At 40.9% G+C, this 12,672-nt stretch carries 11 protein-coding genes; 6 read left to right on the forward strand and 5 right to left on the reverse strand.

Going from position 1 to position 12,672, the window contains the following annotated elements; all coding sequences use genetic code 11:
• The first annotated feature begins 127 nt into the window (after positions 1-127).
• Positions 128-679: an RNA polymerase sigma-70 factor gene (locus tag KO473_RS22530; RefSeq protein ID WP_005781745.1), complete on the forward strand. Its 552-nt coding sequence runs from the start codon at positions 128-130 to the stop codon at positions 677-679.
• A 243-nt stretch (positions 680-922) separates the two neighbouring features.
• Here KO473_RS22530 and KO473_RS22535 read toward each other — a convergent pair whose 3' ends face one another.
• The 5 genes from KO473_RS22535 to aroQ form a co-directional block, all read right to left on the reverse strand.
• Positions 923-2,161: an FtsX-like permease family protein gene (locus tag KO473_RS22535; RefSeq protein WP_005781743.1), complete on the reverse strand. Its 1,239-nt coding sequence runs from the start codon at positions 2,159-2,161 to the stop codon at positions 923-925.
• Positions 2,158-2,490, reverse strand: a complete 333-nt coding sequence (rbfA, locus tag KO473_RS22540) for a 30S ribosome-binding factor RbfA (protein ID WP_005781741.1) — start codon at positions 2,488-2,490, stop codon at positions 2,158-2,160. Before rbfA ends, KO473_RS22535 begins: the two co-directional genes overlap by 4 nt.
• A 164-nt stretch (positions 2,491-2,654) precedes the next feature.
• Positions 2,655-3,293: an O-methyltransferase gene (locus KO473_RS22545; protein ID WP_005781739.1), complete on the reverse strand. Its 639-nt coding sequence runs from the start codon at positions 3,291-3,293 to the stop codon at positions 2,655-2,657.
• A gap of 6 nt (positions 3,294-3,299) precedes the next feature.
• Positions 3,300-4,757 carry a pyruvate kinase gene (gene pyk, locus KO473_RS22550; protein ID WP_005781737.1) on the reverse strand — a complete coding sequence of 486 codons (1,458 nt, stop codon included), beginning with the start codon at positions 4,755-4,757 and terminating at the stop codon, positions 3,300-3,302.
• 27 nt (positions 4,758-4,784) lie between these two features.
• Complete coding sequence (gene aroQ, locus KO473_RS22555; RefSeq protein WP_005781735.1) at positions 4,785-5,204, reverse strand: type II 3-dehydroquinate dehydratase; 420 nt, start codon at positions 5,202-5,204, stop codon at positions 4,785-4,787.
• A gap of 73 nt (positions 5,205-5,277) precedes the next feature.
• On the opposite strand from aroQ, the gene xerD reads away from it, so the two are divergent.
• The 5 genes from xerD to KO473_RS22580 all read left to right on the forward strand — a co-directional run bounded on the left by xerD (position 5,278) and on the right by KO473_RS22580 (position 12,592).
• On the forward strand, positions 5,278-6,237 hold the full coding sequence (gene xerD, locus KO473_RS22560) for a site-specific tyrosine recombinase XerD (RefSeq protein WP_005822405.1): 960 nt from the start codon (positions 5,278-5,280) through the stop codon (positions 6,235-6,237).
• A gap of 203 nt (positions 6,238-6,440) precedes the next feature.
• A complete protein-coding gene (locus KO473_RS22565) occupies positions 6,441-8,132 on the forward strand; it encodes a tetratricopeptide repeat protein (RefSeq protein WP_005811783.1) in 1,692 nt (563 codons plus the stop codon).
• A gap of 110 nt (positions 8,133-8,242) precedes the next feature.
• A complete protein-coding gene (locus tag KO473_RS22570) occupies positions 8,243-9,313 on the forward strand; it encodes a TlpA disulfide reductase family protein (protein WP_005822408.1) in 1,071 nt (356 codons plus the stop codon).
• Between the two features lie 35 nt (positions 9,314-9,348).
• Entirely contained in the window at positions 9,349-10,887 is a 1,539-nt protein-coding gene (locus KO473_RS22575; RefSeq protein WP_005781730.1) for a YifB family Mg chelatase-like AAA ATPase, read from the forward strand.
• Between the two features lie 4 nt (positions 10,888-10,891).
• Positions 10,892-12,592 (forward strand): hypothetical protein, encoded by a 1,701-nt coding sequence (locus KO473_RS22580; protein WP_005822410.1) that lies wholly within the window; start codon positions 10,892-10,894, stop codon positions 12,590-12,592.
• Positions 12,593-12,672 lie beyond the last annotated feature (80 nt).

Below are 12,672 nucleotides of genomic sequence, written 5' to 3' on the forward strand. Positions count from 1 at the left end.
GCCCAAGCTATATTTATAAATCTATTCATAAATACACAATTTATAAAATTCCCCCCTATATGTTTTCCGCTTTTTTTCTGTTTTATAAATTGAGTATGCTATATTTGTAATCCAAACGTAACTCTTAATGAACGAAAAAGAAGCAATTATTAAACTGAAGACCCGCAATGATAAAGCTGCCTTTGCATTCCTGTACCACTCTTATTGGGCTAAGGTTTACAACTTTACGCGACTTTATGTCACTTCTTTGGTTGATGTGGAAGAAATCGTTCAAGAGGTTTTTATTAAAATCTGGGAGAGCAGAGAGTCTTTGGATGAAGAGCAAAATTTTGCAGGATATCTGTTCATCACCATGCGTAACCTTGTTTTTAACCGCTCCCGCAAGAATCTGAACGAGGCTTTCTACCAACTGTCAGTGATAGAAGCAGTAGAAGAGTCATATGATATAGAAGAAGAACTGGATGCAGCCAATCTACGGACACATATCGAATCACTTATTTCAATGTTACCACCCCGGCAACAGGAAGTATTCCGTCTGAGCAGGGACGAAGAACTTTCTTATCGTGAAATTGCAGAGAAACTGCAAATATCGGAAAGAACAGTGGAACACCACATATCCGATGCTTTGAAGTTTCTAAGAAAAAACATCAAGCTTTACACATTATTCCTTTCATTATAAATGAAGTAGCGCTGCTCTTCCCCGTTGGGACAGAACAGCGCCGATCATCAGTTTTTTATGAAAAACGAAACTTTCTTTCATAGAGAGGTATTACACTTACATAACAATTCTCTCTTCACAGAGATACTATTAACACTATATATAAACATGATGATTTTCATTAATAAATCAAAAATAAACATTTCTATAAAAATAAGAAATGGAAATCGACTAATAGAACAATTTAATCGATCAAAATGTTCTCTACATTTTCAGTAAACGTTTACTCAAATACCTTACCGGATACCAGACAGATAAAAATCCGACAGTAAATACGGTAATAAATATCACGATGACATCCCCCAAATGAACACTGACCGGATAGGAATCAACTACAAAATTACCTGCAGCATTACCTCCACCCAATGAAACTATCCCGTAGGCCATCTGAACCCAACATAGAACTAAGCCGAGTATAATCCCGATTATAGCTCCATAAAAGGAAATCATACATCCTTCGAAAAGGAAAATACGCGAAACAAGCCGATCGTCAGCTCCCAATTTACGAAGTGTATTCACATCTTCCTTTTTATCCAGAATAAGCATCGACAGCGAACCTATCACATTGAAACAGGCGATCACGAGAATAAAGGTAAGAAACAAATACGAAACCAATTTCTCTATCTCCATGATGCGAAACACATCCTCCTGCTGCTCGTAACGGTTACGAATAACAAAACCATCTCCTAACGCCTTCCCGATCTTTTCTTTCACTACAGAAATATTAGATCCCGGCTTTAGTTTCAGTTCTATTGCAGACACTTCGGTAGTATAATCAAGCAAACGCCGGGCAAAATCCAACGAAGTGAGAATATACTGTCCGTCATACTTCTGCTGATTGACTACAAACACTACACCGGGCGAATACAAATAATCCATATTAAAGGAAGCAGCCGGATTTGCAAGATTAACCTTTCCATTCCTTTTAGGAATATATACCTGCAAAGGATCGACAAACCTGATTCCGGTCCCCAACGTAGAGACAAGCTCAATCCCCATCACTCCATAATCCACAACAGAATCGTTCAACAAAAACTCGCCTGCTCCATAAAGGATACTATCTATCGCAGTCAACTGCTCAAAATTATCTTGTACCCCCTTTATAACAGCCATTGTTTGACGATCCTTGTATTGCACCATCGCATTCTCTTCAAGTGTTTCAGTCAACACATCTACTTCCGGCATCTGCCGGATAGCCTGAATACGCGGGTCCTGTGCATCGAAAACTTTCCCTTCGGCAATCGTCACTTTCAGTTCCGGATCAAACACAGTAAACAGATCGGCTACTGTATCCTGAAAACCATTGAATACGGAAAGTGTACACACCATTGCCATCGTAGCCAATGCTACTCCACACACGGAAATAGCCGAAATGATATTAATGGCATTGTGTTTCTTCTTTGAGAAAAGATATCGCCGGGCTATGTAGAAGGGAAGATTCACTTCAACAAGGCATCTATCTTTTCAATGTAGTCCAGCGAATCGTCCACAAAAAATTTCAATTCGGGGATAATGCGCAACTGATGACGAACACGGGTACCGAGTTCGAAACGGATGGACTTCATATTATTATTGATATTCTTTACCATTTCTTCGCTTTTATCAGAAGGGAAGACACTTAAATATACGCGGGCAATGCTCATATCAGGGCTGATACGTACAGCACTGACAGATACCAACACACCGGGCATGGCCTTGGTCTGCAACAGAAAAATCTCACTGAGTTCTTTCTGTAACAAACGGGCTATCTTATTCTGTCTCGTTGTTTCCATAAACTTTCTACGTAATTATTTTATCAAACAAGCAATTAGCACTTGTTACAATAGAACACAAAATTAGAGAAATATATCGTTTGACAGATAAAATATGTACTATTTTTAATCTTCATTATTGAATTATTCTTCCAATGCTAAAGAGTAATCAACTAATACACATCTCACTTTTTACGAATAATGGTCAGTCCATCACGCAAAGGGAGGATTACTTTCTCCACTCGTTCATCATGTGCCACCAATTCGTTGAAAGCCTTAATACCGATGGTCTGATAGTCGTTGTTATGTGGCTCTTCCAGCACATGACCATCCCATAAAGTGTTATCGGCTATGATATATCCTCCGGGAGAAAGATGCGCAAGAGTCATCTCATAATATTCAATATACTTACGTTTATCACCATCCACAAAAGCAAGGTCAAACGTAACTCCCAATGCAGGTATCAATTGGAGAGCATCTCCAATGTAGAATTTAATTTTATCAGCATAAACTGAATTCTCGAGCCAGGGACGGGTAAAGTCTTCCTGTTCGTCATTTATCTCAAATGTGTGGAGCATTCCACCCTCCTCAAGTCCTTCGGCCAAGCAAAGGGCGGAATAGCCACTATAAGTTCCTATTTCTAATATCTGACGAGGCCGTATCATACGAACAAACATCTTCAACATACGCCCCTGCAGATGACCGGAAGCCATACGGGGACGCAGAAGCTTGACATGCGTATCCCGATAAAGAGCTTTCAGGTATTCACCTTCTTCATCGATATGCTTTAGGATATATTCGTCTAAAAGATCGGTCTCTTTCATCTCATCCTACAGATAACGGTTGCTGTTAGGCAATACACTGTCACCGGCATGCTTCAAAGCATCTTCCACGACATTGATCTCAAGGAAAGAGGTTTGTGTCCCGGCTTTACCGCTACTCAGATAACCCACCATATCAGTAGGATGTAAACGTCCTTCTTTCAATAAACGACGCAGAGCGGCAAAATAATACTCCTGTCCGTTGGCCAACTCAGGCATGTAGATCGCCTCCACTCCATAAGAGAGTGCCAGGTGACGCATCGTTTTCTCCTTATAACAAATGGCAAGCACCGGATATTTACCACGGAAAGCAGCCAGATTACGTGCAGTGCGCCCTTGATAGCTATCAGTAATGATAGCGCGTATTTTTAGTTTAGTAGTTGCTTTCACAGCCTGTTTGGCAAGGAAAGCAGTCACGTCATTACTATTCTCATCCAGAGGAATACGGATATCATTTTCTTCCAATTTGTCTTTTTCAGCCTGCGCAGCAATCTTAGTCATGGTTTTCACAGCCTCCACCGGATATTTACCATACGCGGTTTCACCACTCAACATCAGAGCATCCGTACGATAATAGATAGCATTCGCAATATCGGTTACTTCAGCACGAGTCGGACGCGGATTATTTATCATCGTATGTAACATCTGTGTAGCTACGATTACCGGCTTCTTGGCAAGAATACATTTACGTATCAATGTACGCTGAATTCCCGGAATGCGTTCCTGTGGAACTTCAATACCCAAGTCACCGCGAGCTACCATCACTCCATCAGCAACTTCCAGAATCTCATCTATATTATCTACACCTTCTTGATTCTCTATCTTAGCAATAATACGGATATCGCTGTTGTGTGCATCCAGAATTTCACGAATATCAAGCACATCCTGACGGTTACGTACAAAAGAATGTGCTATGAAATCGATATCTTTTTCTATCGCATAAAGAATGTTATTACGATCTTTTTCAGTCAGAGAAGGCAGGTTGATGCGGACCCCGGGAACATTTACACTCTTACGGCTCCCCAAAGTTGCTTCATTCTGTACCTCACAAAGCAAATATTCGGACGTTTTATCAATAACCCGCAACTCAAGATCACCATCGTCAATCAAAATAGTCCCACCTATATTCAAATCGTGTACGAAGTTCGGATAAGAAACGGCAATACATTCACGGGTAGTCTCACGTTCGGGATCCCCCACAATTTTAACCTTCTCGCCAATCTGATAAAGTATTGGTTCCGCATTGGCAGTGGTACGTACCTCCGGGCCTTTAGTATCCATAAGGATAGCGATGCGATTGGACACGGTACGAACATTGGCAATCAACGCTTCAAACCCTTCACGACTGGCGTGAGCTGTGTTCATACGAACCACATTCATCCCTGCATCAAACAACTCTTTTATAAAATCTACATCGCAACGTCTGTCTGAGATGGAAGCTACGATTTTAGTCTGTTTCAGCAACATAATCTATCTACCTATTTATATTTATACCTATTTATCTAATAAAGCCTCAAGTGCCAGACGATATGAGTTCAATCCAAATCCACAAATCACACCTTTACAGGCACAAGCAATCATAGAAACATGACGGAACGACTCGCGGGCATGAACATTGGAAATATGAACCTCAATCACAGGAGAGGGAACGGAACGGATGGCATCCTGCAAAGCAATGGAAGTGTGCGTATAAGCTCCTGCATTCAAAATGATTCCATCCACATCGAAACCGGTCTGCTGAATTTTATCTATCATTTCTCCTTCAACGTTCGACTGGAAATAACCCAACTCCACATCGGGATATTTTTTACGAAGCTCACCCAAATACTCTTCAAATGTAACGCTTCCATATATAGAAGGTTCACGCTTGCCCAAAAGATTAATATTGGGACCATTAATAATTTGTATCCTCATAACACAATCCTGCTATTTTTAATACCTTTGTCTTCGAGAACAATATTTCAAGATGCAAAGGTAGAAAAAAGAAATGAAATTAGACGAAAAAACAAAAAAGAAGGATGTGCAAGGGTTGATTATCAAAAAGTACCAACAGTATCTGAAACTGGAAAAGTCATTATCCAAAAACACATTGGATGCTTATTTGACGGATTTGGACAAGCTATTGAACTTTTTATCGGCCGAAGGTGTGGATATACTGGAAATCAGCCTGAAAGACCTTCAGCGTTTTGCAGCCGGACTGCATGATATCGGTATCCATGCCCGGTCACAGGCACGCATCATTTCCGGCATCAAGTCTTTCTTCCATTTTCTGATAATGGCCGATTATATAGAAGCTGATCCGAGTGAATTACTGGAAGGTCCCAAGATTGGTTTTAAACTACCGGAAGTATTGACTGTAGAGGAAATAGACCGTATTATCTCAACAGTAGATCTGAGCAAAAATGAGGGACAGCGAAATCGGGCAATATTGGAAACACTCTATAGCTGTGGTTTACGGGTTTCGGAATTAACCAACTTAAAACTATCAGATCTTTATTTTAATGAAGGATTCATTAAAGTAGAAGGAAAAGGTAGTAAACAACGATTGGTGCCCATCTCCCCCAGAGCCATTCAGGAAATAAAATACTATTTCATGGATCGAAACCGGATTAACATAAAAAAAGATTATGAGGATTATCTGTTTTTAAGCAGACGGGGAACACACCTATCACGTATCATGATCTTTCATCTTATCAAAGAACTGGCCGATATGGCAGGTATCACCAAAAACATCAGTCCACACACATTCCGGCATTCTTTCGCAACACACCTTCTTGAAGGAGGCGCCAACCTGAGAGCTATTCAATGCATGCTCGGACATGAATCAATTTCGACCACCGAGATTTACACACATATCGACCGTAATATGCTGCGAAGTGAAATCATAGAACACCATCCGCGCAACATCAAATATCGGCAAGAAAAAAGGCATTTCAATAAACAATAAAGTCTGGTTTGGCGTTATTTAGAGAGAGAAATAGTGCTGAACAGCTCAGGAATGCGACAGTTTTCATTAAATTATAATAAAATTAAGGGTGTATTTGCCTAAATGTATAAGAATTAATATCTTTGCGTGGCATTTATGGGCAATCCACAGATGCGTATTGAATAGACAAAATTTCAATTACAAACATTTAATTTATACCTAAAATGATCAAGAAGTTGTATTTGCCTTTACTTATGGCATTGGTTGTTGCATTGTCATCATGTAGCAACAAAATGGGTGCACTGTCATCTGATTACTTCACTACGACTCCTCAGGTACTGGAAGCTGTAGGTGGTAAAGTTCCTGTGACTATCAACGGAAAGTTCCCTGAAAAGTATTTCAAAAAGAACGCAGTTGTTGAAGTAACTCCGGTCCTGAAATGGGAAGGTGGACAAGTGAAAGGACAGCCTGCTGTATTCCAGGGTGAAAAGGTAGAAGGTAACGACCAGACTATCTCTTACAAGATGGGTGGTAATTACACGATGAAAACTACATTCGACTATGTTCCTGAAATGGCCAAGTCTGAACTGTACCTTGAATTCAACGCAAAAGTTGGAAAAAAAACAATCGCTATCCCTGCAGTGAAGATCGCAGACGGTGTGATCTCTACTTCTGAATTGATTAACAATACTTTGAGCAGCGCTAATCCGGCTTTGGGTGACGACGCTTTCCAACGTATCATCAAAGAAGCACACAACGCTAACATCATGTTCCTTATCCAACAGGCTAACATCCGTTCAAGCGAATTGAAAACCGCTAAGGAATTCAACAAGGAAGTTGCTAACGTAAACGATGCAGAAAACAAAAAGATCAGCAATATCGAAATTTCGGCTTATGCTTCTCCTGATGGTGGTGTGAAACTGAACACAGGTTTGGCTGAGAACCGTGAAGGTAACACAACTAAACTGATCAATAAAGACCTGAAGAAAGCTAAAATCGAAGTTCCGGTTGATGCTAAATATACTGCTCAGGACTGGGAAGGTTTCCAGGAACTGGTTTCTAAATCAAACATTCAGGATAAAGAACTGATTCTTCGTGTTCTGTCTATGTATCAGGATCCGGAACAAAGAGAGACAGAAATCAAAAACATCTCTTCTGTATACAAAACTTTGGCTGACGAAATCCTGCCGCAGTTGCGTCGTTCTCGTTTGACTTTGAACTATGAAATCATCGGTAAGTCTGATGAAGAAATCGCTAATCTGGCTGCAACAGATCCGAAACAGTTGAATCTGGAAGAAATCCTGTATGCTGCTACACTGACTAACGACCCGGCTAAGAAGGCTGACATCTATACAAAAGCTTCTCAGCAGTTCCCGAATGACTACCGTGCATTCAACAACTTGGGTAAACTGGCTTATCAAGCAGGTGATTTGGACAAGGCTCAATCATACGTGAAAAAAGCAGAAAGCATTAAAGCTGCTCCTGAAGTAAACATGAACTTAGGTTTGATCGCTCTGGCTAAGGGTGACAAAGCTGCTGCTGAGTCATACTTAGGTAAAGCTGCCGGTGCTAAAGAACTGAACGAAACATTGGGTAACCTGTACGTAGCTCAGGGACAATACGAAAGAGCAGTAAACGCATTTGGAGACACTAAAACAAACAGTGCTGCTTTGGCACAGATCCTGGCTAAGGACTACAACAAAGCTAAAAACACTTTGGCTGGTATCTCAACTCCGGATGCTTACACAGACTATCTGATGGCTGTTCTGGGTGCAAGAACTAACAACACTTCTATGCTGACAAGCAGCTTGAAGAGCGCTGTAGCTAAGAACCCGGCTTTGGCTAAGAAAGCTGCTACAGACCTTGAGTTCGCTAAATATTATACGAATTCTGATTTCATGAACATCGTAAAATAAGCGAGACTTAATTGAGAAAAATATAAAAAAGGAGTTGTCCGCCACATAAATGGCGGGCAATTCTTTTTTTTTATCTACAAAACCCTTACTTTCGCAGAAAAGAAATAAGAATGAGAAAGATAGGGATTCTATTTATTACCGTGTTTTGCCTGTTTGCCTGTAAAAGCAACAGCACCCAAATCAGTCTGGAAGGTGAACTTAAGGGACTGACTAACGACACACTCTACTTATATGGAACAGACGCTCTATATGATCGCATAGATACTATTTATGCACAAGAAGGTAAGTTTAGCTACAATCTCAACGTAGATTCGACAGTAATCGATACGCTCACAGCAACTGTACTCCTGATAAACGGGAATGTAGAGTATCCGCTCTTCCTGGACAAAGGAAACCAAATTAAGATAAAGGGAAATGCCAATGATCTCAGCCATTTGGACATAGATGGCAATGAACCGAACACAAGCTTGAGTCTTTTTATGAAAGAACAGAAAAGTTTGGGTCAGGCATCCAATAAAATGATGCAGGAAAAAGCCGAAACATTTATCCGACAACACAACTCCTCACTGGCCAGTATTTATCTCCTCGACAAATATTTTGTGCAGATACCACAGCCGGATTATACCAAAATAAAAGAAATAACCGAAAGCATGACGGGAGCACTCCTTGATCGTCCTTATATTGAAAACATCAGCGACTATATTGATCAACTGGAAAAAGTGACTGTTGGTAAATCTGCTCCTTATTTTAGTTTACCCAATAAAAAAGGTGAGAAGTTATCACGTTCAGCTGAAAAGTTCAGAGACAAATATCTTCTACTTAATTTCTGGGCTTCGTGGTGTGACCAACCATCCGAAGCCAATACAGAGCTGAAAAAACTAAATAAGGAATATAAGAGAAACAAGAACTTTGCCATATTAGGCATATCGCTTGATATAGATAAGAAAGCATGGGAAACAGCCATCAGTAAAGATAGCCTGAATTGGGAACAAGTATGCGATTTTACCGGTTTAAGCTCAGAAACAGCGAAGCAATATGCAATACTGACGCTACCAACCAATATCCTGATCTCGCCAACCGGCAGAATTCTGGCAAGAGACATCAAAGGAGAAGCACTTACCAATAAACTAAAAGAATTACTGAAAACCGAAGAAAAGAAATCCGGAAGAACTAAACGCTAAAATCGAGTCACTAACCTCAAAATCATTAGAAACACGTGCTTATAAAAGTATTCGGAGCGGCTGTACAAGGCATTGAAGCAACCCTCATCACTATAGAAGTCAACAGTTCACGAGGATGCATGTTCTACATGGTAGGCCTTCCCGACTCAGCAGTCAAAGAAAGCCACCAGCGTATTCTGTCTGCCCTGCAAGTAACCGGGTACAAGATGCCTACCAGCAATATTGTTATCAACATGGCCCCGGCAGATATCCGCAAGGAGGGCTCATCTTACGATCTGCCATTGGCTATCGGAATGTTGGCTGCCAGCGAGACTATTTCATCCCAGAAACTATCTCGCTATATGATAATGGGAGAACTCAGCCTCGATGGAACAATCCAACCCATCAAAGGAGCTTTGCCCATAGCTATCAAAGCACGGGAAGAAGGATTTACCGGGTTAATCGTTCCTTTGCAAAACGCACGGGAAGCGGCAGTAGTCAATCACTTGTCGGTATACGGAGTGAGTAATATACAGGAAGTTATTGAATTCATCAATGATAAACACGAACTGACACCGACTACAGTCCAGACCCGTGAAGAATTTTATGCCTGCCAAAGTGACTTTGAATACGATTTTGCAGATGTGAAAGGACAAGAAAATGTGAAACGTGCACTTGAGGTGGCGGCTGCAGGAGGCCACAACCTCATTATGGTAGGAGCGCCGGGCAGCGGTAAATCGATGATGGCAAAAAGGCTGCCTTCCATTTTGCCCCCTCTATCCTTAGGTGAAAGCCTTGAAACAACCAAAATACATTCAGTAGCCGGCAAGTTAGGGCGCAACTCTTCTCTGATATCCCAACGTCCCTTTCGGGATCCACACCACACCATCTCACAAGTAGCTATGGTAGGCGGAGGCAGTTTTCCGCAACCGGGAGAAATCAGCCTGGCACATAATGGAGTCCTCTTTCTGGACGAGCTACCGGAGTTTAACCGCAGTGTGCTCGAAGTATTGCGTCAGCCTCTTGAAGACCGTCGTATCACCATTTCACGCGTAAAAAGCACGATTGACTATCCTGCCAGTTTCATGCTGGTAGCATCTATGAACCCGTGCCCGTGTGGCTATTACAACCATCCGACCAAACCATGTGTCTGTAATCCGGGACAAGTACAAAAATACCTGAATAAGATATCTGGTCCTCTACTGGACCGGATTGATATTCAAATTGAAATAGTTCCTGTACCATTTGAAAAGATCTCAGAACAACGACAAGGAGAATCCAGTGCAGCCATCAGGCAAAGAGTGATCAAGGCCCGACAGATACAGGAAGAAAGATTTGCTTGTTATCCGGGAACTTATTGCAATGCTCAAATGACAAGCAAGCAACTATCGGCTTTTGCACAGCCTGAAACAAAAGGTTTGTCACTGTTGAAAAATGCCATGGAACGCCTCAATCTTTCAGCCCGCGCTTATGATCGTATCTTGAAAGTATCTCGTACGATAGCCGATCTGGAAGGAAGCGAACAAATAAAACCAGAGCATTTGGCAGAAGCCATCAGCTACCGGAACTTAGATCGAGAGAATTGGGCTGGATAATGTTATGAAGAGCAAAGTTATAATGAAAGAAAACCTCCTTACCACACTCTGTCTTATCTTGTTATCATATGGAATGACCGGATGCAAAGACTCTACACGAACTTTGCTTAGTAAGTCTGTAGAAATGGAAAAAATCTCTACAGACAGTATGCTGTTTTATCTTCAACAAATACAAGAGCCAAACCATCTAACCAATAAACAGCGGGCTGAATACTGCTTCCAATTATACAAAGCCACATTGTGGAAAACTCAAAAGCCCAAAGATTCTCTACTTAAAGTATGCATCCCACTTTTTTTACAATATGGAGATACAGCCCAATGGTTACAGGCTCAACTGGAACAAGCTAACAGTTACTTTTACAAGCACCAGCCGGATTCTGTTTTACATGTCGCTTCATCCCTTCAAAACAAGAAAAAGTATATGACATATAGCCAACAGAGGTATTATTACAACATGCAAAAATTTGCCTACTTTAATCTAAAAAAATATTCGCAGGCCCTTGATCTGGCAAATAGCGTACTGACACTGAATAATCCATCTAATGATACTCTATCTTTATTTTACGACCATCGGAGCCGATTGGAAATATTAAAAAAAATGGGAAAGACAGACGAAGCAATAGAAGGATATTATAAGATGCTTGAATGGCTTGCCCCTTCAAAAGAATACCGTTATCTAAACTATTCCATAGCCGAAGATATTGTGAATTATCATCTACAGCAGCAAGATTTCAACAAAGCACTGGAATCCATGCTGGAGCTCCGCTCGTATCGCCGTAATCGTTATGACGTACCTTACTATCAATTGATCCGCGGACAAATATTCCAATCCTTGCACCAACTGGATTCGGCCCAATACTATTATAAACAAGCAGCTATCTCAACCTCACCATATATCGCGACAGAAGCAACCTCCCGCCTGTTCCGGTTAATAAATGCGACACAATATCCTGAGCAGGCATATTATCTGGCAAAAAATGAAGATATACTGTATGACAATCTTACATTAAACGTTAAAACAGAAGAGACTACCAGAAAATACAACGAAGCCAAGCTTCAGAATGAACTGTATCAACTGCGTCTCACTCAGCAAGAGAAAGAATTATGGATGATGGGAATCACAGTTATTCTATTATTCATAGCCCTACTGATATCATTTTTCTATCATCAGGAAAAGAAGAAAAGATTGCTATCGGAGCGAAAACTGCAAGCAGAACAGGCAGAAGAAGAGGCTCGCCGATTGCAACACGAGAATGAATTATTGCATAAAGAAGCTGAACTAAGTGCGCTACGCGAAAAAGAGATTTTCATGCGTAATAAAGAAAGTGAAATGCGTGAAGCCCTATTCCGTCACATCTCTTTCTTCCAGAAGCTTCCTTCCCTCCATACAGAAAGCTCTCCGGAGGATGGTCCAAACAGCCGGAAAATCACTGTAAATGATGCAGAATGGAGCGAAGTAAAACAAGCGGTAAATGATGCATTTAATAATTTCGTTGACCGGCTGCGAGAAAATTATCCGCAACTCAGTGAGAAAGATATTTGTTTTTGCTGCCTGGTAAAGATCAATGTGAACATACAAGACCTATCGGATATTTATTGTGTCAGTAAAGCAGCCATCACTAAACGCAAGTACCGAATTAAAACAGAAAAGATGCATATTTCTGATGAAACTCTCAGTTTAGACACCATTCTCCAAAGTTTCTGATAATAGTTGTCCGCCGGACAAGAAGGGGGACATACAACTAGCACACTGAAAAACAACAAATTAAACAACATACAGATATC

The organism is Bacteroides sp. HF-4919 (assembly GCF_018860125.1).